Genomic DNA, 22,551 nt, shown 5'->3' on the forward strand with positions numbered 1-22,551 from the left:
TATCAGATGATTTTTATTTCAATTTATCAGGTGTGTTATACGTTTTTGACAGTAGACACGTTATTTGCATTTAACAAATAATTAAGTATCTTTCAACAACCAAATTGAATTAAACCTAGAAAAATGACTGTCCCAAAACCTAGCTTTTATACGGTATTTTGTACTGTGTTGTTATGTATATTCACGATTGCCTTCACCCATGCACAAAATCTCATTCCAAATCCCGGATTTGAATCTACCAAACCTTCGGTAACCAAATTGACGCATGAGATGCAGAATTTTGGTAAAATTAAAGATTGGTCTGCTTTGGTCAATTCACCCGATATGTTTCATCCGGAAACGGCTCGTGTAAATTTTAAACATAAAGCAAATAATTTTTTACCGCAATTTGGTCGTCAGGAGCCACGTACCGGAGAAGGTAAGGTGGGAATGTATATTTCTGGCGGAATTTACAAAGAAGGAATTGTTGCTAAACTGGATCAGCCCTTAAAAGCAGGTAAATTTTACTATTTTCATATGTACGTAAGTTTGGCTGAAGGTGTTTCAAAAGGATGTACCTCTTCTATCGGATCATATTTCAGTTCAAGAAAACCACGAATAACTCCTACGTCAAAATTGAAACTGCATGTGGAATCTACAGAGATGCTATGTGATTATCAGGGATGGACAAAAGTGTGCGGAGTCTATAAAGCTAAAGGTACTGAGAATTACATTTCTTTAGGATATTTTGGAAACAATCCTAAAGGGCGTTCTTTAAAATCGGCTTCTGGTGATATGGGTAATGCGTACTATTTTGTTGATGATGTTATGTTATTAGAGATGCAGGTTACTCAAAACCTTATTCCGCAAGATGTTTGTAGTATGGTATTAGATTTTAAGGATATTGAATTCTTGAATGGAGAAAGTGAAACGGATAGTGTGGTAGAGAAAGAATTAGATACCTATATTCAATATGTAAAGTTATTCAAAGTAGATGCTATCAAAGTTAGTGGCTTTGCTAACGATGCCGGTTCTGAATTTGAAAACGAAATTATGGCATCTACCAGAGCTTTAAATGTGAAAAAGTATTTTATAGATAAAGGTATTGATGAATCTTTGATCGAAATTGTAACTGCCGAGGAGGAGGATGCTATGCAAACGGCCGATCCCGAAACGTATAATCGTGTGGAGGTAGAGATAGTAGCACCAAAGTAATCAGGTGTAACTATCAATTTTTTTCGGAAGCGTAATGTTGCTTTACTACGTCAAAAACTTAGTATCTTTGGCACTTTGATAATTTTAAGTACGATATATGGCTTTTCCGAAGTTTATTTTAGGAGACAACACCGATTTACCCGAGGCAATATTTGTAATTCATACAGAATTCCCGAGATTTATTATTAATCTGGCGGATGATGAGGTTGAGTGGTTAGAGGAATTTGATGCTTCAGATGAAAAAGAGCTGCAAGAGGAGGCCGAGAATTTATTTAAAGCAGCAAACGATTTTTACGATCGTGAGATTGAGCGTTATGAGGAGTAAGCTTCCTTAGCTTTGTAATCAAAATATCACTTTTATAACACTGTACTATGTTAGAAGAATTAGTTCAATTAGATAAAGACTTATTTTTATATCTCAATAATTTAGGAACTCCTACATGGGATGGATTTTGGTTATTTATGACTGAAAAGTTTTATCAAATTCCGCTTTATTTATTGTTATTGTATTTTTTCTTTAAAAATTTTGGTCTTAAGGGGACTTTGATATGTCTGGTATTAGTCGCAGCCTTGATTACCGCTACCGATCAGCTAGCTAATTTATTTAAAAATATATTCTTTTTACGTCCGCGTCCCTGTCGTGCAGAGGGAGTGGCAGAGTTTACACGCTTTATCGCAGAACGTTGTGGAAGACACGGATTTTTCTCAGGTCATGCCACCAGCTCTATGGCGTTGGCCTTCTTTACAGGTTTAACGTTACAATCACGCCTCAAATATATATTTGTCTTTATGGTACTTTGGGCAGTGATCGTTAGTTATAGTCGTATTTATGTTGGTGTTCATTATCCCGCTGACGTAGCTGCCGGTATGACTGCCGGTATCGGGATGGGGTATCTTGCATATCGTGTATATCAGTATCTGCTTAAGCGTTTTAATGTACCTACGATTTAGAATTAACTATTCGTCTTTTTCTTTTTTAAAACGTTTTTTCTTTTTCTTACCGGAAAAGAGCCGCTTTAAAAAATTATCTCGTTTTTCGGGTTCGCAATCAAGATCATCTCGTACTTCGGGACTGGTAGCATCAAATTTACTTTTAGTATACCGATCAAACGTTGTATCGGTATTCATCTTGGTATATAATTTTGCAAAAATGGGTAAAGCAGCATTGGCGCCCTGTCCGATACGTGTACTTTTAAAACCAACAGCATAATCATCATTACCTACCCAAGTGACGGATACTAATCTAGGAGTAATACCGATAAACCAACCATCCTTATTATCTTGTGTTGTCCCTGTCTTACCGGCGATATCATTGCTGAGACCGTAGGTGGTGCGTAATCTGGCTGCCGTTCCTTCATCTACCGTTGCTTTCATCATTTCTAGTACTACCTCTCGTGTGTACTCAGTATACGCAGCTTCTTCAGCTATTTTTGGATTATATTCGGCAAGCACCGTTCCATTTTTGTCAGCTATTTTAGTAATGAGATAGGGTGTCACTGATTTTCCTTGGTTAACATAACTCGCAAAAGCTCCGGCCATTTCCTTTAGCGTTATACCCGCAGTACCCAAGGCAATAGAAGGTTGTTCGGGAATCTCACTTGTGATTCCCAGCTTTTTGACCAGCTCAATAACCTTCGGAATGCCAACTTTATTCAGCACTTTTACAGCTATGGTGTTGATTGAGTTGCTAAGCGCAGTCTCTAGCGTATAATTAAGATGCGGATCCTCGGTTTCTGATGCATTTGTGGGCGTCCAGTCATCCACATTGGTATAAGTCACTGCGCGTACAGGAAAATAAGTACAGGGTTTCATACCATTATCTATTGCTGCGGTGTATACAAAAGGTTTGAAGGTAGAGCCCACCTGACGTTTACTTTGGGATACATGATCATATTTAAAATAGCGGTAATCAATTCCGCCAATATAACTAAGTACCGCACCCGTAGCAGGATCAATCGATAGCATGCCGGTATTGAGAAATTTTCGATAATGTTGCAGACTATCCAGTGTAGATGCTTTTTCAGTAACATTGCCTTCCCACTCAAACAATTCCATCTCTCTTTTAGTGCTTAGAGAATCTTTAAGTTGCGCTTCAGAAAGCCCATTAGCTTTTAATTTTTTATAAGCCTTAGTTCTGCTTACCGTGCTACTCTTGAGATTCAGTTCTTTTTTCCACGGGGCACGGTTACCATGATCCTTTTCATAGGCTGCCTGTAGTTCTCGCATATGCTCCTGCATCGCTGTCTCGGCTAAGGTTTGCATTTTGTAATCCAGCGTCGTATGGATAATGAGTCCGTCGCTATAAATATTATAGGGTTCCCCGTTTTCATTTTTATAATCTTTAAGCAACGAATCCAATTGTTTTTTTACGGCTTCTCTAAAGTAAGGAGCCATGCCCATATCGTGATTAAAGTATTGATAGTCTAGCGCAATAGTATCTTGCATGGTATTGTTTGCATGGTCTTCTTTTAAATACTCATATTTAACCATTTGTTGTAAGACTATATCACGACGTGACTGACTACGCTCGGGGTAGAGACGTGGATTGTAGCCGTTATTGGCTTTAAGCGAACCTACTAAAACGGCAGCTTCAGACAAATTAAGTTCGTTGGTACTTTTATTAAAGAACTTTTGCGCAGCACTTTCGATACCGTAGGTGTTATCCGGAAAGGGAACGGTGTTAAAATACAGGGTCAGAATTTCGTTTTTTGAATAGATGGCTTCGATACGGCTGGCGATAATAGACTCCTTCAGTTTATTGACAATGATACTAATCTTCCCGTAATCCTTTCTTCCGAAAAGGTTTTTGGCTAGCTGCAAGGTTATGGTGCTTCCACCCCCCGAGGACCTATCCTGTAACAAAATAGATTTAAAGAATACGCGAAGTAAACTCTTGTTATCAATCCCTTCGTGCTCGTAGAACCGAACATCCTCAGTCGCAATTAGGGCATCGATCAGGTGTTGCGGTAAATCGTCGAAAGTAATGGGTTGACGGTCATAGATGTAATACTTACCAATTAGTTCGCCGTTTTTATCAAGTACTTGGGTAGCTTCTGCCTGTCTAAGGGTACTCAGCGTTTTTGTGGTGGGGACGGTACCCCAGGCACCGGCGTAGATGCTGATATAAAAACCGATGAGTAGTATTAGTAATCCGGTAATCCCTACCAATGACCATTTGATCCACGGGTTTTGCAACCAACGTTTTATCGTATGCATATGTTTTCCTTACAATTACAGGACGCAAGGTGTAAAAAATCTGTGAGGTAGCATGTTAAAGCAACTGTAAAGATTGTTTTTTAGCCACTAGCCACTAGCCACTAGCCACTAGCCACTAGCCAAGCCATTAGCCACTAGTTTCTGGTTTTAAGTTATTAGACTAAGAAGAGACATCCATCCCCAACCCTTCCTTCAAAGAAAGTCTCCCTTTGAAGGGAGATTTAGAGGAATACACTAATTATAGCCACTGTTTTTTGTGGGAGTAGTGTTTTGATTTACAACCTCAATAAGTGATAATTTAACATTTTATTATGCTTTTCTGAAAATAATAATTAGTTTAGTTACCGAGTATTTTAGATCGCCCCCAAATCTATACGAGACTCCATATTCTGTTTAACCAATAACAACCTACCATGCAAAACAAAGTATATCAAGTAGATGCCAAAAAAATTAAAACTGTTTTTTTTGGTGAAGAGTACCTTTCCTTTAGTAGACAACGAATAGAAGATAGTAATACATTCATCAATTCGTTCAAAGATCCCAAACTGTACGACAAATTGACTCGCATAAAACCTCGCGAAATTAAAAAAGTCAAGTTTAAAGAAGGAACCATGGATTTTGAGGCTTATATCCAAAACAATGATATGGTGTACAAAGAAACTATGCGTTTTAAAGATCAAGAAGCAATACTAGATTTTGCAAAGCAATTAGAAAGTATAAAGGACTTAAAACGCGTAGATAAGAAAGAAAATAAATTTTTGGGAGTTCTAAATCATTCGGGATTTTATATAGTAATTTCGGGTAGTATAGTTGCTTATTTCTTGGCGTTAGGAGAGACTAATTTTAGTGAAAATGCCGGAAGAGCCAAAAATAAACTAGCCGGTAAAATTTTGGATGGTATCATTTCTTTCTTAGGAGTAGAACTGAGTTTGGTAGCAATCATTCTTATAATCATACTGGGGGGATATTCAATGTATAAGAAATTTAATAGACCCTCTAATCTAATTCAATTCAAAACACTTAATCCTTTTTAAACTAATAATACTTTATAATTGAATGATAAAAAAATTAATATCCTTTGCATGCTGTATTGTATGTTTTACCACTTTAGCACAAGAAAAACCTCTACGAATAGCGGTACACCATCCTATATCCCTATCCGATAATGTAAACAATATTGATGGAATTGTCGGTGCTAACATCAAATACAATATCTATGAATCTCCAATTATTACGTTAGGAGCTTCCTATACTATTGACTATTTTCGTAATGCTGAAATTCGGAATGTTTTTAAAGTAAAGAATAATGCTTTTTTTAATCATTTAGATTTTTATTCTGAGTTTAAGTTACCCGGTATGCTAAAACTACATCCTTATGTAAGTTTAGGTTATACTTTGTTGTACGATAGTTTTGAATCTACCGCGAACGATTTTACTTATGGCGAAAATGACATGCCATTTCAATCGAATGAAAAGACGACTGATAGTTCGCATGGTGCTAACTTGAAACTAGGATTAAGCTATGATATTACCTCAGTAATTTTTATACAAAGCTATTATCAATATCTTAAGCTATTTGGTAAAGAAGTTTATTATGAAGGTATTGATGAAGATGTGACTTATAACCAACTAATGCTTGGCGTAGGTTTTAGGTTTTAAAACTACAAAGCGAAATAATCAAATAATAAACAGTAAAATAAAAAGGAATAAAAACTTAATAGGTAATTTGATAGCCTATGGGCCAATAGTATTTTACTTAATTTATACAATAAGTATCAAGAATAATGAAGAGGGGATAAATAAAGGCGATCGATCATAATTAAAAATTCGAAAACAACAAAAAAATGATATGCCTTCATTATAATTGGGAGATTAATGTAACTATAGGTAAGCTCTTTCGTACTGTAACGCATTCAGAACGTGCAGTTAAGTGAGAACTATTACTTAAATAAGACGCTTATGTAAAATCATTACCTTTATCTGTTATTCAAAAAACCTAAAAATGAAGAATGTTTTTTTTAATACCCTTTTATACCTAATGATTTTTGTTTCAGCTTGCTCTGATAAAAAGGAGGAACAAAAGAAACAAAGTATACAGATTACTAAGAATACGATAAATACTTATATAAAAAAAGTAATTGCTAATCATGAAATTCCGGGCTTAGCTTTAGCAGTTATTCAAGATAATGAGGTTATATATGAAGAGTATTTCGGAAAATCTTCTATAGAAGAAGATATTCCTGTAACAGCAACTTCTATATTTCCATTATACTCAACGAGTAAACTGATTACAAATGTTGCAGTTTTTCAACTTATCGAGCAAGGCAAGCTCAAGTTGGATGATTCAATTTCAACATACTTGGAGGATTTACCAGAACAGTGGCGTAAGATTCAAGTTAAGCATTTAGTAACCCATTCGTCTGGCTTACCAAATTATATAAAATATGAAAGTACTTTGTCTGATAGTGAACTAATGGAGAAGTTAGTACAGGATCCCATAGAATTCACTCAGGGTAATCAATTCAGCTATAATCAAACTAATTATTGGTTAGTATCTCAAATCATAGAAAAAATTACCGGTATGTCCTATGAACAATTCGTAATTGAGAATCAATTTGAGGATAACAAAGAGGGGCTAGTATTCTCTTCTAATACTAACGATGAATATATTGATAAAGTGACCGGATATGTTTACGACCGAAAAAAAGCGGCATTTATAATACCGAAATATGTTAATAACGAAAGGGCACATTCTGCTAATGGAATCAATCTTACGCTTAGCAACTTGATGGAATGGAATGCCCGAATAGATAGAAATCAATTGCTAAAGCCAGCAACCAAATTTGATATGTGGACTCCTTTTAATTTTAAGAATGGCAAAGATACCTTTCTTCATGGTTGGAGTACAAGTAATGTGAATCAAATAGTATCCTATGGTTTTTCTGGGGGAAATATTGCTGCATTTAGAAAATTTCCGAATCAAAACACAACGATTTTATTAGTAACCAATGGGTACAAAATTCCGGCTTATGATCTCATTGTAAACGATATTTCCAGAATTGTAATTCCACAACTTAAGAAACAAAACTTTGAACTTGAAGAAGACATTATTGAACTTGTTTTAACTAATAAGTATGAAGAAGCTCTTAAATCTTCCGAAAAATTAAAAATAGAAAATCCTAATTCAGATCTCTATAGCTTAAAATCGAGTATTAATACGATTGGTAATTTAGTTAGTGAAAAGAAGGAATTTGAAAAAGCGGTAAAAATCTTTAAAATAATTCCTAAAATTGATCCAACTTGGTGGATTTCTTATGCAGGAATAGCTGAAAGTTATGATGCATTAAATGATAGTCCCAATGCCTTGAAACATTATCAAAAAGCAATTGAATTGAATCCAAATAATGAATATGGTTATAATGATGTTATGGCAAAGAGAATAAAAATACTTAGTAACTATGAGTAATCTTATGTAATGTAAGACATTTATATTGAATAGAATCTGATTGATATGAACACCGACATCAAAACCATCTGGATAGACTTAAACGAGGAGCTCTACGCTTTTATTTTGGGTAAGATAAAAGATATCCCAACGGCTCAGGATCTTCATCAGGAGGTCTTTATAAAAGTGCAAACCAACATGCATCAATTACAACATACAGCAAAACTTACCTCCTGGGTGTATCAAATTACGCGAAACACCATCATGGATCATTTCAGAAAACAAAAAAAGGAAAAGATAGGATTTGATACGTTAGACCTACCAGAGGATGACCGTGACAATTTTGAGTATTCAAAGTTAACGAACTGTATTCATCAAAAAATAGATAAGCTCTCAGCCCAGCATAAAGAGGTGATTGTAATGACCGCGTTTAAAGATTACTCACAAAAAGAATTGGCCACGCATTTAAAAATGTCTTACTCAGGAACCAAATCAAGAGTGCAAAAAGCCAGAGAAATCTTAAAAGAAAACATGTTGGAATGTCCCAATGTAGCTTCGGACAGTTCTGGAAAACTTTTGGATTTTGAAAAAGATGAAGAGTAACTGCGTCTTTTTATAAACTTTTACGTCCATAAGATAGAATCATTAAAAAAATTATAATTATGGACATTACCCAAAAAGTTACAGTACACATTCTTAATGCTTTTGTCGAAAACGGAGCAGGAGGTAATCCCGCCGGAGTCGTATTAGATGCCGACAACCTATCCAACCAGCAGAAGCTACAGATAGCTAACAAAGTTGGCTTGTCAGAAACTGCATTTGTTTCAAAATCAAAAACAGCAGGGGTTAAGTTAGATTTCTTTACACCTAACAAACAAATAGCACATTGTGGTCATGCGACTGTGGCAACCTTTTCATATTTAAAACAAATAGGTGCAGTATCCGGAGCACGTTCGTCCAAAGAAACGATTGATGGAAAACGCGATATAGCGTTATCAGGAGAACTTGCTTTTATGGAGCAACTGGCACCGACCTATATTGATGTTGGCGATAAAGAATCTGAAATACTTTCCTCCTTAGGATTTCAAAAAACTGATATGATTGCTAAGGCCCCTATTAAGGTTGTAAACACAGGTAATTCGTTTATGTTAATTCCAGTAAAGGATGCAGAAATTTTGAAAAATCTAACTCCGGATTTTGATCTCATCAATGAAATTAGTGAAGCCTTTGATCTGATAGGATATTATGTGTTTACCACCAATACCGAAGATGCACAATTAGATGCAACATCAAGAATGTTTGGCCCCAGGTATGGTATACAAGAAGAAGCAGGTACAGGTATGGCGGCAGGACCACTTGCTTGTTATCTGTATGATGTGTTGGAGATTAAGAAGCAACGCTATTACTTGCAGCAAGGAAAATATATGAACGAACCTTCTTCGAGTTTAATTCTGGTTGATCTGTTGATTGAACAGGAAGAAATCAAGGGTTTAATGGCCGGTGGTAAAGGATTGCTCAAAAGTGAAATGATTTTTGAGATTGATTAACATTAAGTGAATAGGAGCTTATATTTTTCTGTTCTAGCCAAGAGGAAACAGGTATTGGCCGCTAGTTTTGAGATTAGTCTGAAAACAACATCCATCCCATATTCTGCGCTTCAACTCGCCCATAGCTTCCGCTCTGTTGTCTACAAAAGGAAGGAAGAAAAGAAAGTCAGTACTCGTCATATAATAAGTTATGTTTTATGCGTCAGTACTTGTGACTGCTTCATACTCAAAACCTCCCCCGCATAATGGGGGAGGTTTTTTTATTAGCAGTGAAGAGACATTAAGCACTAGGATTTAATCTATTCGAAGTAGTCTAAGATATTTTTTTATTCCGCTTTGCAGGATCCTTAATAAATTACTCAAAGTAAGAAGTTGAATAGTGGGAGGGAATCAATCTGCTTAAAATGCTAAATTTTGAGTAGCTGAATACATAGATAGGACTAATTCACAGATATTTAGAAGTGAATAGTGTAACAATGAGACGTTGAATTTATCTTTAATATAAAGAACCTTACTAAATCAATAGGATTATGAATAAAGCAACTCTCACACTTTTACTTATTTTAACCACATCATTTTTTACAAATTGCCACGCTACTTGGTCTATAATTGCTGTAGATCGTCAAACAGGCCAAATAGGAGTGGTTGGTGCATCTTGTACCTTTGATGTTTCAGGCATAGCTTCAATCGTACCTGGAAAAGGAGCTGTTGTGGTACAAGCAGCAAGTGACTATTTTGCCCGAATGAAGGGTGTTGAACTGATGTATAATGGTACATCTCTTAATGAAATTTTATTAGCAATGAAAGATGCTAAGTTTCGACCTGAAAAACAGCAAATAGGACTAATTTTATTGGATGCTACGAGTAAGCCAGTGGTATACTCCGGATTCGATATTGCAGCTTGGAGCGGAGAAGCGATAGGTAGCGATTTTGCAGTTATGGGGAATATCCTTACTGATCAAACCGTAATCTCAAATGCCTACAAAGCATTTAATGAAAATAGAGACAAACCTTTTGCAGAAAGACTAATGCTTGCCTTAAAAGCAGGGGAGGAATCTGGAGGAGATAAAAGATGCGAAAAACAGTATGCGAGATCAGCGTTTATCATGATTTACCAACCCAAACATGACGCTATCTTGAAGCTAGCAGTTCAAGGCATCAAAAAAGGTGGTAAAAGAGCGGTTACTTTATTGAACAAACAGTTTAAAGCTTGTACATTGAAATAATTTTACTATTGGTTAGCGTACACTAATCTGTTGTACATTTACTTATCCAGCGCTAAAGACTTAGGTATCTGAGATAACTTTTGTGATGTTCCAGTACGAATCTGATTGTTGATGAATCCATCTAAATTTTTATGAATAAAGAATAATTAAGGATAGCAAGAATCAGATTGTAAGCTTTCTGTAAGTAGTCCATATTTGTATAAAAAATAAAATGGAGGAACTAAAAAATTACATGCAAACGGAGGCCAGTGTTCGGATGAAATTTATAATATCTGCAATTGAAAACAATTATGAGCATTTTTTTAAACTAACTGAGGATGAACTCAGTGCTAGCGGTATGGTCAAAATAACCGTAGATAATAAACCAGGGTATCCTTGCAGAGTAAGTCTGAAAGATGCCGAAATTGGAGAGGAGGTACTTTTACTAACTTACCAGCATCATAAAACGAAGACTCCTTATCAATCCAGTGGACCGATATTCGTGCGTAAAAATGTAAAAACTGCACAGTTGAAGACCAATGAAATTCCGATGATGTTATTCCATAGATTGCTATCTCTAAGAGTGTATGATGTCAAAGGCATGATGATAGCAGCCAAAACGGTTGACGGGAAGCATCTCAAAAAAGAGATAGACCTCATTTTTGAAAATGAGACTGCAAACTATATCCATATTCATAATTCAAGTCCCGGCTGTTATAATTGCCAAGTAAACCGAGTTCAGTAGCAATTTTTTATGAATCTTAGTTTTATACCTAATTCAAATTTTAAATACTATATAGATTCCTTCCTTTAACATGGGAGGAGCCATTAAGAAGAGTTTTTTTATTATTTAGCCAAAAGTAAAGAGGCTTTAAGCACAAATATATAATCCATTTGAACTAGTTTAAGGTGCTGTTTTATTTTTTACGCTTTATAATTCCTTCTCTAATTATATTTAAATATGTTTCTAAACTGATAAAAAACTCTTTCAATAATCTTCAAATCTTCGGTGACGATACCTGCAGTACCTCTCATTTCTCTGTTAAAAGCAAGATTTTTACCATATGTCGTTTCCAGATTTTGTGGGATATCTACCTCTATGTAATAATTCCCATCACTGTCGGGTGATAAAGACATGCTAATCACTTTGCCTTCTACCATTCCAAATTCTTGATAAGGATAGTTTTCTAATTTAATTAAGACATTTTGATCGGGTTCTATTTTACCTGTATTTATTGCAGTAGTTATAATTTTACCAACTAATGAGGATTGAGACGGTAGGATGGTAAGTACATCATCACCGGCACTTACAAATTGATTTTCTCCCCAAAACTTTTGAAAACTCACTTTACCATCTATTGAGGCTACCAACAGATAGTTTTGTTCCCATTGTTTAATAGACCGCTTTAGTTGCTTATAAGAGGAAATCACGTCCTTCAAAAACTTTGTTTCGTTTTGAATTTTAGTAATACGGGAACCTTGAATACCTTTTTGTGTATTGTTTTTAGATTCTTGAATTTGAGACATGTTTATTTTTGTGTTTTCATAATTGCGTCGTGCCTGCAGGAATTCAAGTTCTTTATTCTCATATTCAACTTTGCTAATGACACCTTTATCATATAAGATTCTTGACCGCTCAAAGTCTTTTTTCCGCACTTCAATTTCTCGTTTTTCAAGATCTCTCTGCACTTCTAGTACACGGACTCTGCTATTTAATTCTGATAGGGTTTGTTTGCCTGATAGGCTCTCGATAGCGTAAGGTCGCAGATTTTTATTGAGAACATAATCAGAATATGATTTTTCGAATAAGGCGTAGTCCTGCTCTAACTCACCCAAGGATAGATATTCGGTTTTTATGATGGGAAACTTAAAGTTATCATAGTCAGCATGCAATGTATCTATAATACTTTTAAGCTTTAAAACATGAGCAAAATTAGCAGTATTTTCTATAACTGCTAATATCTGTCCGTGGGTAACCTGCTGCTGATCTTCGATCAAAAATTTCACTATTCTTCCGTTACTTTTGGCTTCAATCTTTTCGACAGGTATCTCTGTTGTAACCATGATTTTAGAGGTAATAATATCAGGATATGACACGATACAACTTGCACCTATCACAAGCAGGATGACAAAAAAGATAACGGTAATTCCCCAACGGGTCATCCAACTGGGTGGATTACTCAATATTTCTTCTACTTCTTCTGAACGCAATTCCAGATGTTCTAAAGATTTTTTTTCTTGATCAGTCATACGTTTTATATTTTATTTATCGACAAGTGTTACTGCCTCGGCTTCTAAGTGTTTAATTAGTGCACCATTCTTCTTTTTTGATTTTAATCGCTCCAATTCGAGTTGGTTTTTAACTAGCTCGTAATAGGAACCTTCAAGTGCAATCAAATCATCATGTGTTCCTTTTTCTACAATTTTTCCTTTATCCATCACCACAATTTGATCTGCATTTTTAACAGTGCTTAATCGGTGGGCGATAACGACTGCTGTTCTTCCTTTAAAAAAGGTATCCAGATTCTGCATGATTGTTTTTTCATTATTAGCATCTAATGCACTGGTTGCTTCATCAAAAAAGATGAAATCAGGATTTTTGTACACAGCTCTGGCAATTAATAATCGCTGTTTTTCTCCGCCGCTGATACCTACGCCTTCGTTACCAATTTCGGTGTTATAACTTAACGGTAAGGCTTCAATATACGATCGAATATTTGCGATCTCTACAGCTTTTGAGAGCTTGTCCTTATCTATAGTACTCTCTCCCAATGCAATGTTATTGGCTATCGTATCATTAAAAATATAACCATCCTGCATTACCACTCCGCAGCTATGTCTCCATGCTTTTTGAGAGATAACTTCAAAATTTTGTTCTCCTAATTTTATAACTCCCTTATTAGGTTTGTAGAAACGCATTAAAAGCTTCATAAGGGTGGTTTTACCACTTCCTGAAGCCCCTACAATTGCTGTTGTTTTATTACGCGGAATTAATAAATCTAAATTCTCGATTACGGGGTTTTCTGACCCTATATATTTGAATGTTATATCTTCTATAGAAATACTACCATCATGGGAAATATCATGAACTTTTGCTTCTTTAATATCCTCTTCGTCTTTTTGATCATGTACTTCTTTCAAACGCTCTAAACTGATTTTTGCATCTTGTGTTTCTTGTATAAATTGTAATAACTGGGATATAGGACTATTTAACTGACCTATAATATATTGAATAGATAACATCATACCTAAGGATATATCACCTTTTAAAACTAAAGAAGCTGATAAAAAAGTGATCAATATATTTTTGAATTGGTTGATCGAAGAAGAGCCAATAGTCTGCATTTGTTCAAGAGTTAGTCCTTGCGTTGCTACTTTGAACAAACGTATTTGTATAAATTCCCATCCCCATCGTTTTTGTTTTTCGGCGTTATGTAATTTGATTTCTTGCATACCTTCGATCAGTTCGATGGTTTTACTTTGCTCATCACTCATTTGAGAAAAACGTTTATAATCGAGTTCCTTTCTCCTTTTCATAAAGAAGAATATCCAACCGATCATTAGCATGCTGCCAGCTGCAAAAATTCCGAATATCTTACTATTGTAATAGATGAGGACAGCACTAAATACAATAATATTAAAAAATGAAAAGAGTGTGTTGAGTGAAGAATTGGTTAGTAATTTTTCTATTCGCTGATGGTCATTTATGCGCTGCATTAAATCTCCTGTCATTCTTGTATCAAAATAGGATATTGGTAAATTCATGAGTTTTATAAAAAAATCAGAAACCAGAGAAATATTGATACGAGTGCTTAGGTGCAGGAGAATCCAACCTCTAATGGCTTCAATACTAATCTGACCTACAAACAACATGATTTGCGCACCTAAAATCAGATATATAAAATTAATATCTTGATTTTGAATACCTATGTCTACGATACTTTGTGTAAGAAAAGGAAAAAGTAATTGTAACAAACTCCCCGCCAAAAGTCCGATAATAAGTTGACCTATTAGTTTTTTATACTTAAAAAGGTATTTTGCCAGAAATGAAAACCCCGAACGCCCATCAACTTTTTCCCAATCAGTATTATAAAATTTGGGTGTAGTGTCCAAGAGTAGCGTAAGTCCTTCCTGTGTTTTTTCATCAGCATTGTTACCTACCCAGGACTCAATGAATTCTTCTTTTGTATACTCAATTAATCCGTACGATGGATCTGAAACGTATACCGTGTCATTTTTAATCTTGTATACTACAACAAAGTGATATTTGTTCCAATGTACAATAGATGGTAAAGGTACGTCATCTCTGAAAGTTTCAAAGTCAGTTTTGACACCGACCGATTTGAATCCTAAATTTTCAGCACCTTCTGCTAGTCCCAAAAAAGAACTTCCAGTTCGGGTTGTCTGGCTTAAGTTTCTAATCGTTTGTAGCGGGATGACTTTACCATAATGCTTGCTGATAATTCGTAAGCAAGTTGGTCCGCAATCCTTTGCGCCCGGTTGTTTGTAAAATGGAAAATTCTTCAAAACTTATATTTTTTAAACTGTTGACAACAACTTTAATGTATTTGTATAAGGCTGTTTAACAGGTTGTTAATTTGTCGTTTGTTGCTAAAATTTCTGTATCACTTAATAGATCTTGAATAAAATAATCCAAATGCTCTATCGCATATATTTTTGGATAGAAATACCCATTTATAAAGAGTCCTGGAGTAAAGTCTATCTGGTTTTGGATACACCAGTTCTTTTGATTAATAAATTTTTTTTCGATTACCTGTTCATCAAATTCACCAGCATACGTAGTGAGCCATTTGGATTCATTTTCATAAGTAAACCAATCATCTAGAGCAGCGGCAAATTTTTTGTTTTCACCATTTAGCTGCATTGCCATCATATTTTGACATATAAGTTTGTCATTATCACTCTCATCCAGTATGTCCACATTCAAGATGGTTTGGAGAGCGATTCGATCATTATATCTAGCTTGTATTTCCTTGATACTTGCGTGTGCTTTTTTGCAATGTTCGCAAAAAGGATTCGTAATGAGAGTAACGATTAATTGCTGATTGTTGTTGGGTTTAGTGATAAGTTGATTAGTATTTAAATCGTGTCTTTTTTGTCCTTTGATTGTATAACGGAACAGTGAATAATTACGTAATAATCGCGTATCTGTAATTTTGTTTTCTTTGAGTGTATGTAATTGTGTTAAGATATTTTTTACACCAAACCAACCACCTATGATGATCATTTGTATGAAAGTGAAGAGTAATAATGATTCTAAATTCATCGAGGTTGAAGGTTCAATAAATAAAACAAGCAGGCAAAGTTGTGTACTAAGAATACCACTGAGAGTCAGGCATATGGGGCACCATTTTTTTTCTACAAATCGTTGATAATAAAGGGAGATCAGAACAAACGGTATACTAGCTCCTAATGCTATCGTTTGATAGAAAAAATACGCTGATTCCTGACCTGCAAGCGTCATTATTGAATATGAAACTATTTGTGAAAGAAAAAAAAGAAAACTTAAATCTGAAAAACTAACATAGTTAAAAAGTTTCCATTTTTTTGAGTTGATAATGGATTCACAATCATATTGACGAGATTGGGAACAAAATTTATCAAGGGGATTAGTCTTCAGCTTAAATAATTCTTCTAATGATAAAATTGATGCTGCAAAACCAAATATCGAAAGCAAGGAAAATAAGCTGTTGGAAACATTGGTTTGTGAAAGAACAAAAGCCAGAGCGCATACCAGCGTTAGCCCACAGAGAGAATTTCTGCGTATGTTGCCAGCACTCTTATTTCTGATTTTTTTATCTTTAGCTTGATTGAGTATTAGAACGATTCCTTTCCAGCGAACTTCAAGAAAATGTAGTGACACTTTTTTGGAATCAATATAAATTTCTTCATCCTTTTTTTCGACAAGATGTAAATCTTGTCTTCCGTGTATGGTTTTTAAAAAGGCTAAGTAGCGTTCTGGAGTTTGATCAATTTCTTGAAAGTTGACATTGTAAACGTCGTAGTGTATATGAAAATAGTCTAAAGTCTCAATTATAGATAGCAAGTTAGGGTATCCCGGATGAGTTATTAATCTAAATTTAAACAGCGCTGTATTTATTGAAATACGCTCCCTTTCGAAATACTTTAAGATAGACTCCACAACAATATTTTTTATTTGCATAGCTATTATTTATTTAACCTATAATCACAAAACACTTTGTTGCTTAAGGTGTTATTAGTTACTATGATTACCTACATCGATTTTGGAAGAAGTCTTAGTATAACAGGAAGAAATCGCTCCAGTCATACCTGTCATATTGAAAGGACAATAGCACTAATCCAGTGCCGCATAACCCATTTAATATAGAAGCTTTATCCATGGTATAGGTTTGCTCTTTGTCTTGTCGGTACCAGGGCAAGTATATTTCTCCCTCTATTTTTAGTTGTGTGTCAAGGTTATTGAGCAATTCTTTTTTCCAAAAATCAATACGTTTCTTAATAATCGGACTGTCTATTTTATTATTAATCTTTTGTAACGTAAAGGCGATTCCACTAAGTCCGTGGCAAAAACCCGTATCTAAGAATGAATAGTCCTCAAAATGATCCAAACCTGAGTTACCAATGCGTCTCGGTATGATCGTTCGTAAAAGTTTGTAAGTTTTTTCTTTTAAATCCTCTCTTTGCAAAACCTTGGTAGCATACAAAAGGGTGTTTGTTACACCCAAGTCTCCATAGCACCAACCCAGGCGACTGTTTAAATTACGCTGATTTATATCGACTGAGTAGTAATCCGGAAAATTGCTTATTCGAGCAATATTATTCTTGAAATTGAAAAGACTTTTTAAAATGCCTTCTATTAAAACATCTAAATACTCATGTTTGAATTTCAGCTCTTTTAGACGTATTAGAAATGCAAGAATTCCGGGTAAACCATGTGCTAACCCTAAATTTATTAATCCTTTAGTTTCTTCATTTTCATCATACCAATAAATGCCCTGTTCCGTTTCTTTTTTGTGTTCATAAAGTGAAGTCAAAAACTGATCAATAAGATCATTAACTTTTTCTGAAGGTTGTGTTTCAGAATTTATATAGTAATGAAGCTTCCCAATACTACCGTGTAAAGGGTCAAAATTATTTGTTTTAAAATCAATTTGTAAAGACTTTAATAAATAATCTTCTAACTCATCGAGCGAAGTTTCGTCTTCAATAATCTTACAACGCTTTAAATATTGAATCGTATAAAATATTCCTTCAAATCCTTCAAGAAATCCTGAGCCCATTTCACGATCTCCAAATACTGTAATGAGTGTATTAAAAAGCTCAAGAGCTTTTTGCTTATATACCTCTTCTTTAGAATAGCGATATAGCGTGGCTTCAAAAATTAAAACTCCCAAATCATCATGTAAGGTTGGAATATTCATCGCCCTTGCTGACTCAAAAAGGATGGATTCTATTTTTTTTATACTAGGTTCAAACATTTTTCGTAAATTAATTTATACTCTATGGAGTAAGGATAGGTTAATAAGTCTTTGTTTACTATACGTAGATTGTAGGATCGTCATAATCTCCATCAAGCGAATCATCATCACAACAAGATTTACCTCTACGAGAACCACTTTTACAACTTTTTAAACAGATTCCAAACAAACCTCCGTTTACACTTGCCATTTCATTTCTGTCCATTTGCGAAATGGTTTCTTTATTAAGCGCTAATCTTTTCATACTATTCTTGGATTAGTAGTTACAATTTATTGGATGAAACAATAGGTGTTTGTTACCTATAGAGGTATTGTCAAAACACCTATTATCATTAGTATATTATTTGTTATGCAATTGTATAATCGTCATACTCGTCGGTCATACAACATGCTTTAAGTTTCCTGGTTCCATTAGGGCAACTTTTTAAACAAATGCTTAAAAAAGCTCCACCGTTAGTTACCATCATTTCATTTTTGTCCATTTGTGAAATGGTTTCTTTATTTAATTTCAATTTTTTCATTTGATAATGTTTGATGACTCAGATAAGTCGGTTTAAATCAGATTTAAAAATAACCGACAACTCATTAGAGGTGCCGGTTAGATGTTACGATATTATTTAATACTAATATCAACTACAAGAATTACTGGATCACCATTGCAACAATCTTTTCCTTTTCTTGAACCGTTAGCACAACTTTTTAAACAGATGTCTATTCCTCCATTTACACTTGCCATTTCATTTCTATCCATTTGCGAAATGGTTTCTTTGTTTAATTGTAATTTATTCATTACTTTGTTTTTAATTGAGTATGTATATACTCGGTTGTTATAAATTTGTTTTTTCCATTTTGAATGGATTCTACTAATTAGAGCTTTTGCCAGCCAATTTTAAGACGATTGCTGGTGAAAGTTTCTGATAGTTTTAATAGGCACTAATTTCGATCCCGTGTGGTTCTCCATCACAACAAGCTTTTTTCTTTCTTGTTCCGTTAGCACAGCTAACCAGACAAATTTTTAATCCACCGTTTACACTTGCCATTTCGTTTCTGTCCATTTGCGAAATGGTTTCTTTGTTTAATTGTAATTTATTCATTATTAAAAAAATTAAGTTTTGCCTACTCTTTGAAAAGGATTTTCGGCTTACTCCTGACTTATTAATACTATTTCTTTTTTACTTTTCATTTGTGCCGCTTTACTACGGTAATACTGGTATAAATAATTATACAAAACCCACTCATTTAACCGATGATTAGATTTAAATAACCGATTACAGTGCATGTGAATGTAGCTCTTGAGAAGATTTGTGATACTTAATGAAGTATCTGCTTCTTTTCTGTTTGCTATAATTCTAGAAATAATCTTTTGATTATCACTCTTGTATTGTTGGAGTACATTTGTAAATTCTGTATCTACATCTTGTTCCATAACTTTATTGATATCATTTCGATTATTTCTAAATTTCATGGACAACTGCCTATTAATATCAGTGGTAGCTCCCATTTCTTCGTCAAAATCTTTTTTCAGATGTTCACAGAAGTTTCTTTTTTGAATTACATCCATATTCCATCCATCAAAAAAAGTGTCTATTGTTTTCATTCCCCATAACCAACGTTGATTATCGTTATGAACCCTAGAGATTAAGTAGACCATTAACTTACTGTTCGCACAGAAAATAGATTCTGATTCCTCAATAGTTTCATGACCGTAGCGTTCCAGTTCTCTCTTGTACGTGTCTACTACGATTTTGTTAATCGTTTTATTTTTTATATAGGGTTCTATAGCACTGTGTAATAGTTCTATCACATACGTAAGGTTTTTTGGATCGTTAATTTTAAACCTTATACGTACGTGTCGCTCAGGGTCTTTATAATTTATAAAGAACCATTTGTCTATTACTTGAGATTGCAACAATTGATTAGCTACCCTTGTGAGTGTAGAGGTTAGAAACAGATCAGAGATTCTTGACCCCATGTATACTTTGTAATACAACCATTCACTCCCTATAAAAAAATATCGTTGTGTTTTAGACATCATATTTGATACTTACTGTTGTTTGATAAATGAAAAGAATAGCTCATTGCAGAATGCTTTACCATCCCTTTTTACAGATGATTTTTCTTCATCAAAAAGATATTCTATCAGTATGATTTGATTACGTTGCTTTATTATTGACAAAAAGGTTTTTACACTCAATAGATGGTCCAGATCGATTAATAACTCATTGTCTGCATCTTTGAGCATTACTTTTTGAGGGATGTTTTTCTCTTTTCTCCATGCCGCTATATCGTCTCGCTCCAATAAATTTTCAATTTCCTCTCTTTTGAGTGTCCACTGCGCTAAGGACAGAATGATATTATTGTATCGTACTCTCGGTAGAAAATCACGTCCCTGAGCTGCATTTCCCCAATCAAACTCCAAATTTTCTCGTAAATTTTGAGTTTGTATATCGCATAAGAATTGATAAATAGGAAGTGAGTTGTAAGAGAAATTATGCGCAGTTGCCATTTTAGGTTGTATCTCTTTACCGTATTTTTTGGAGGTTAAAATAATTCGATTTTCTTCTAACGATACCAATATATCATCAAGGGTTATTTGTTGATTTTTTGGGAGTGTGCTTTTTGTTAAATACGGGATTTCATAGTCCCTCAAATGATTTCTGTTTATAATATTTCCGATTCTGTTTTCCGGCAGATGTGCAATTTCAGCCAGTATGACGTCGTTGTTCTTGCTTTCTGTAGTCGTTATTTCCTTTAGCAGCTGGTCAATTTTCTTATCAGCCTGAGTAAATCTTCCAAGTAAGTAAGTGGCAGAAGGACCTCCTACATAAGACATATTGATTAGGGGTTGCTCAGTATCATTATTTAAAAGATGTACTATAGCCGTAAAAGACAGAGGCAGATTATCCCAATTCTCTTCAAACCCTTTCAATTCATCCTCAGAGAGTACAATTTCAAAAGCATTTTTATCAAGGTCGATTAGTTTGGTGTTTAAAAACTCGTCAATTCTGGTCCATTTTATTTTTTTATAATGCTGTTTATTGCTGGATTGTGATAAATTTAAATCACTTATGAGTGGTGATACATCATAATCATCCTCTCTTAAAAATCCATAGCCCACGCCGGTTTCTACATCTAGAGCTAATGAAAGCGGAATTTGCTCGTCCTCGAATTTAGTATAAAATCGTTTTTTAAACTCCGTAAGCTTTTCATCTTCTGTATAAGGTACGAGTTTATTGAGTAGTCGAACACCTGTTTGAATATCTTCAGCTACTTTGGAGGATATCGTATTCTTTTTGGAAGAAATTAAAAGATCTGTCTGAAATAAATATTTTTTATTATATGTTATATCAAATGAATCTAAAAGTGTAGTGAGTTTTTGATAATAACTAAAATTAGATTCATAATAATTGCTATCTAGCTGGCTTAGTAGTTCGTTGATTTCTGTAAGCTTGGATTTAATATCTTCAGAAGGGATCAAATTTATCAGCAATGTAAGATAGTTTTCACCAGTTACAGAGGGAGCAATAGAACTTATTAAGATTTGGTTATCTATAAGCTCGTGTACAAATGCTGTTGCGTCTTCTAATGAAATCTCAGGCTCAACCAAGAAATTTGCCAGTGTATCTATTGTTGCACCGTCCTGTGACTGCTTAAGTAATAATTCTATATATGCCGAATTGCTTATAGACATGGTATAATGACGCCGCTGTGTATTGTGATACTTATATTCGATATATCTTAACTTATCCCCGATAGGGTATAAGCTCGTATTTGGATAATATTTGAGCTGTTTTCTTATAGCATGAGATTTTTCCAGTTTCTGAACAAGTGAGCAGATATAGCTCATATCAATACGGGTGAACCTTTTATGATTTTTTGAATGTTCCAATTCAATTTCGGTGCGTTTACTAATATTTCCCAAGGCACATCCACTAAATAATCCAAATGGTGTACAGCGATGCCCCATTCTTAATAAGTACTTTAAAAGGGATTGGATAAGTCGATCTTCATCTTTCATTTTTTTTCCACTAAGAAATTTTTTCATTTCTTGATACAGATCAGGTGAAGCGAGAAAAATCGCCTCTGCTACAATAGAAGTTGAACAAAGTTTCTTTATACGCTCTACTGTCAGATTTTTTACTTCTGAAGAAGAAAGATTGTGTGTTCTTAGAATATATTCGTTAGCAGGTAAATAAGACGCTGTCATGTTTGACATTTTAAGGTATTAATACAGAGATTGCTGATTACATTTTAATTCTCTCTTCATCAGTGAGAATTTGACACGAGATACTTTAGTAATTCAAGATGAAATCGACCATAGCTATCAAAAAATTTACTATTACTATCATATTTTAAATTTGCATTTGACTTGACCAAATATAGATGCAGGAGTAGCTTAAGAACAAGTAAGTTGAGTCTTGATTCCTGAAAACAAGCACGGTTTTCACGGAATTCAGATTTAG

At 34.4% G+C, this 22,551-nt stretch carries 22 protein-coding genes; 10 read left to right on the forward strand and 12 right to left on the reverse strand.

The window, feature by feature from the left end; translation table 11 throughout:
- Nucleotides 1-123: 123 nt before the first annotated feature.
- From ACJRPK_RS09830 to ACJRPK_RS09840, 3 genes are all read left to right on the forward strand, one after another.
- Complete coding sequence (locus ACJRPK_RS09830) at nucleotides 124-1,194, forward strand: OmpA family protein (RefSeq protein WP_407139736.1); 1,071 nt, start codon at nucleotides 124-126, stop codon at nucleotides 1,192-1,194.
- A gap of 97 nt (nucleotides 1,195-1,291) precedes the next feature.
- Nucleotides 1,292-1,519 (forward strand): hypothetical protein, encoded by a 228-nt coding sequence (locus ACJRPK_RS09835; protein ID WP_407139737.1) that lies wholly within the window; start codon nucleotides 1,292-1,294, stop codon nucleotides 1,517-1,519.
- Nucleotides 1,520-1,566: 47 nt separating this feature from the next.
- The gene (locus ACJRPK_RS09840) at nucleotides 1,567-2,145 is read left to right on the forward strand and encodes a phosphatase PAP2 family protein (protein ID WP_407139738.1); all 579 of its coding nucleotides are present in this window, start codon (nucleotides 1,567-1,569) and stop codon (nucleotides 2,143-2,145) included.
- 6 nt (nucleotides 2,146-2,151) lie between these two features.
- Here the strand turns inward: ACJRPK_RS09840 and ACJRPK_RS09845 are convergent, their stop codons facing one another.
- Nucleotides 2,152-4,410, reverse strand: coding sequence for a penicillin-binding protein 1A (locus ACJRPK_RS09845; protein WP_407139739.1), 2,259 nt, complete (start codon nucleotides 4,408-4,410; stop codon nucleotides 2,152-2,154).
- A gap of 413 nt (nucleotides 4,411-4,823) precedes the next feature.
- Here ACJRPK_RS09845 and ACJRPK_RS09850 point away from each other — a divergent pair, with 413 nt between their 5' ends.
- The 5 genes from ACJRPK_RS09850 (at nucleotide 4,824) to ACJRPK_RS09870 (ending at nucleotide 9,402) form a co-directional block, all read left to right on the forward strand.
- A complete protein-coding gene (locus ACJRPK_RS09850) occupies nucleotides 4,824-5,444 on the forward strand; it encodes a hypothetical protein (protein ID WP_407139740.1) in 621 nt (206 codons plus the stop codon).
- A 22-nt stretch (nucleotides 5,445-5,466) separates the two neighbouring features.
- Nucleotides 5,467-6,069 (forward strand): outer membrane protein, encoded by a 603-nt coding sequence (locus ACJRPK_RS09855; RefSeq protein WP_407139741.1) that lies wholly within the window; start codon nucleotides 5,467-5,469, stop codon nucleotides 6,067-6,069.
- A 343-nt stretch (nucleotides 6,070-6,412) separates the two neighbouring features.
- On the forward strand, nucleotides 6,413-7,876 hold the full coding sequence (locus ACJRPK_RS09860; protein ID WP_407139742.1) for a serine hydrolase: 1,464 nt from the start codon (nucleotides 6,413-6,415) through the stop codon (nucleotides 7,874-7,876).
- Nucleotides 7,877-7,921: 45 nt separating this feature from the next.
- Entirely contained in the window at nucleotides 7,922-8,458 is a 537-nt protein-coding gene (locus ACJRPK_RS09865) for a sigma-70 family RNA polymerase sigma factor (protein ID WP_407139743.1), read from the forward strand.
- A gap of 59 nt (nucleotides 8,459-8,517) precedes the next feature.
- Nucleotides 8,518-9,402 (forward strand): PhzF family phenazine biosynthesis protein, encoded by an 885-nt coding sequence (locus tag ACJRPK_RS09870; RefSeq protein ID WP_407139744.1) that lies wholly within the window; start codon nucleotides 8,518-8,520, stop codon nucleotides 9,400-9,402.
- 33 nt (nucleotides 9,403-9,435) lie between these two features.
- On the opposite strand, the gene ACJRPK_RS09875 is transcribed toward ACJRPK_RS09870, so the two are convergent.
- On the reverse strand, nucleotides 9,436-9,582 hold the full coding sequence (locus ACJRPK_RS09875; protein ID WP_407139745.1) for a hypothetical protein: 147 nt from the start codon (nucleotides 9,580-9,582) through the stop codon (nucleotides 9,436-9,438).
- A gap of 350 nt (nucleotides 9,583-9,932) precedes the next feature.
- On the opposite strand from ACJRPK_RS09875, the gene ACJRPK_RS09880 reads away from it, so the two are divergent.
- Together ACJRPK_RS09880 and ACJRPK_RS09885 are read left to right on the forward strand one after the other, a co-directional pair.
- A complete protein-coding gene (locus ACJRPK_RS09880) occupies nucleotides 9,933-10,628 on the forward strand; it encodes a DUF1028 domain-containing protein (RefSeq protein WP_407139746.1) in 696 nt (231 codons plus the stop codon).
- Between the two features lie 211 nt (nucleotides 10,629-10,839).
- On the forward strand, nucleotides 10,840-11,352 hold the full coding sequence (locus ACJRPK_RS09885) for a DUF1203 domain-containing protein (protein WP_407139747.1): 513 nt from the start codon (nucleotides 10,840-10,842) through the stop codon (nucleotides 11,350-11,352).
- Between the two features lie 200 nt (nucleotides 11,353-11,552).
- On the opposite strand, the gene ACJRPK_RS09890 is transcribed toward ACJRPK_RS09885, so the two are convergent.
- From ACJRPK_RS09890 to ACJRPK_RS09935, 10 genes are all read right to left on the reverse strand, one after another.
- The gene (locus ACJRPK_RS09890) at nucleotides 11,553-12,857 is read right to left on the reverse strand and encodes an HlyD family secretion protein (RefSeq protein WP_407139748.1); all 1,305 of its coding nucleotides are present in this window, start codon (nucleotides 12,855-12,857) and stop codon (nucleotides 11,553-11,555) included.
- A gap of 12 nt (nucleotides 12,858-12,869) precedes the next feature.
- Nucleotides 12,870-15,134, reverse strand: coding sequence for a peptidase domain-containing ABC transporter (locus ACJRPK_RS09895; protein ID WP_407139749.1), 2,265 nt, complete (start codon nucleotides 15,132-15,134; stop codon nucleotides 12,870-12,872).
- A gap of 55 nt (nucleotides 15,135-15,189) precedes the next feature.
- Nucleotides 15,190-16,791 (reverse strand): vitamin K epoxide reductase family protein, encoded by a 1,602-nt coding sequence (locus tag ACJRPK_RS09900; RefSeq protein ID WP_407139750.1) that lies wholly within the window; start codon nucleotides 16,789-16,791, stop codon nucleotides 15,190-15,192.
- 94 nt (nucleotides 16,792-16,885) lie between these two features.
- Nucleotides 16,886-18,088, reverse strand: a complete 1,203-nt coding sequence (locus ACJRPK_RS09905) for a lanthionine synthetase LanC family protein (protein WP_407139751.1) — start codon at nucleotides 18,086-18,088, stop codon at nucleotides 16,886-16,888.
- Nucleotides 18,089-18,146: 58 nt separating this feature from the next.
- Nucleotides 18,147-18,332 (reverse strand): class I lanthipeptide, encoded by a 186-nt coding sequence (locus ACJRPK_RS09910; RefSeq protein WP_407139752.1) that lies wholly within the window; start codon nucleotides 18,330-18,332, stop codon nucleotides 18,147-18,149.
- A 103-nt stretch (nucleotides 18,333-18,435) separates the two neighbouring features.
- Nucleotides 18,436-18,609: a class I lanthipeptide gene (locus ACJRPK_RS09915; RefSeq protein ID WP_407139753.1), complete on the reverse strand. Its 174-nt coding sequence runs from the start codon at nucleotides 18,607-18,609 to the stop codon at nucleotides 18,436-18,438.
- Nucleotides 18,610-18,701: 92 nt separating this feature from the next.
- Nucleotides 18,702-18,878 (reverse strand): class I lanthipeptide, encoded by a 177-nt coding sequence (locus tag ACJRPK_RS09920; protein ID WP_407139754.1) that lies wholly within the window; start codon nucleotides 18,876-18,878, stop codon nucleotides 18,702-18,704.
- A gap of 133 nt (nucleotides 18,879-19,011) precedes the next feature.
- Entirely contained in the window at nucleotides 19,012-19,182 is a 171-nt protein-coding gene (locus ACJRPK_RS09925) for a class I lanthipeptide (protein ID WP_407139755.1), read from the reverse strand.
- A gap of 47 nt (nucleotides 19,183-19,229) precedes the next feature.
- The gene (locus tag ACJRPK_RS09930; protein ID WP_407139756.1) at nucleotides 19,230-20,123 is read right to left on the reverse strand and encodes a thiopeptide-type bacteriocin biosynthesis protein; all 894 of its coding nucleotides are present in this window, start codon (nucleotides 20,121-20,123) and stop codon (nucleotides 19,230-19,232) included.
- A 9-nt stretch (nucleotides 20,124-20,132) separates the two neighbouring features.
- Nucleotides 20,133-22,295, reverse strand: coding sequence for a lantibiotic dehydratase family protein (locus tag ACJRPK_RS09935; RefSeq protein ID WP_407139757.1), 2,163 nt, complete (start codon nucleotides 22,293-22,295; stop codon nucleotides 20,133-20,135).
- Nucleotides 22,296-22,551 lie beyond the last annotated feature (256 nt).

It is taken from the genome of Aquimarina sp. 2-A2, from assembly GCF_045505135.1.
GTDB classification, from domain to species: domain Bacteria; phylum Bacteroidota; class Bacteroidia; order Flavobacteriales; family Flavobacteriaceae; genus Aquimarina; species Aquimarina intermedia.

Bases quoted from the DNA above. Each gene is read 5' to 3' on its own strand.
- ACJRPK_RS09900 (WP_407139750.1), bottom strand. From the start codon at position 16,791: ATGCAAATAAAAAATATTGTTGTGGAGTCTATCTTAAAGTATTTCGAA.
- ACJRPK_RS09915 (WP_407139753.1), bottom strand. From the start codon at position 18,609: ATGAAAAAATTGAAATTAAATAAAGAAACCATTTCACAAATGGACAAA.
- ACJRPK_RS09875 (WP_407139745.1), bottom strand. From the start codon at position 9,582: ATGACGAGTACTGACTTTCTTTTCTTCCTTCCTTTTGTAGACAACAGA.
- ACJRPK_RS09840 (WP_407139738.1), top strand. From the start codon at position 1,567: ATGTTAGAAGAATTAGTTCAATTAGATAAAGACTTATTTTTATATCTC.
- ACJRPK_RS09860 (WP_407139742.1), top strand. From the start codon at position 6,413: ATGAAGAATGTTTTTTTTAATACCCTTTTATACCTAATGATTTTTGTT.
- ACJRPK_RS09855 (WP_407139741.1), top strand. From the start codon at position 5,467: ATGATAAAAAAATTAATATCCTTTGCATGCTGTATTGTATGTTTTACC.
- ACJRPK_RS09845 (WP_407139739.1), bottom strand. From the start codon at position 4,410: ATGCATACGATAAAACGTTGGTTGCAAAACCCGTGGATCAAATGGTCA.
- ACJRPK_RS09925 (WP_407139755.1), bottom strand. From the start codon at position 19,182: ATGAATAAATTACAATTAAACAAAGAAACCATTTCGCAAATGGACAGA.
- ACJRPK_RS09905 (WP_407139751.1), bottom strand. From the start codon at position 18,088: ATGTTTGAACCTAGTATAAAAAAAATAGAATCCATCCTTTTTGAGTCA.
- ACJRPK_RS09890 (WP_407139748.1), bottom strand. From the start codon at position 12,857: ATGACTGATCAAGAAAAAAAATCTTTAGAACATCTGGAATTGCGTTCA.
- ACJRPK_RS09870 (WP_407139744.1), top strand. From the start codon at position 8,518: ATGGACATTACCCAAAAAGTTACAGTACACATTCTTAATGCTTTTGTC.
- ACJRPK_RS09885 (WP_407139747.1), top strand. From the start codon at position 10,840: ATGGAGGAACTAAAAAATTACATGCAAACGGAGGCCAGTGTTCGGATG.
- ACJRPK_RS09910 (WP_407139752.1), bottom strand. From the start codon at position 18,332: ATGAAAAGATTAGCGCTTAATAAAGAAACCATTTCGCAAATGGACAGA.
- ACJRPK_RS09935 (WP_407139757.1), bottom strand. From the start codon at position 22,295: ATGACAGCGTCTTATTTACCTGCTAACGAATATATTCTAAGAACACAC.
- ACJRPK_RS09835 (WP_407139737.1), top strand. From the start codon at position 1,292: ATGGCTTTTCCGAAGTTTATTTTAGGAGACAACACCGATTTACCCGAG.
- ACJRPK_RS09920 (WP_407139754.1), bottom strand. From the start codon at position 18,878: ATGAATAAATTACAATTAAACAAAGAAACCATTTCGCAAATGGATAGA.
- ACJRPK_RS09880 (WP_407139746.1), top strand. From the start codon at position 9,933: ATGAATAAAGCAACTCTCACACTTTTACTTATTTTAACCACATCATTT.
- ACJRPK_RS09850 (WP_407139740.1), top strand. From the start codon at position 4,824: ATGCAAAACAAAGTATATCAAGTAGATGCCAAAAAAATTAAAACTGTT.
- ACJRPK_RS09865 (WP_407139743.1), top strand. From the start codon at position 7,922: ATGAACACCGACATCAAAACCATCTGGATAGACTTAAACGAGGAGCTC.
- ACJRPK_RS09830 (WP_407139736.1), top strand. From the start codon at position 124: ATGACTGTCCCAAAACCTAGCTTTTATACGGTATTTTGTACTGTGTTG.
- ACJRPK_RS09930 (WP_407139756.1), bottom strand. From the start codon at position 20,123: ATGATGTCTAAAACACAACGATATTTTTTTATAGGGAGTGAATGGTTG.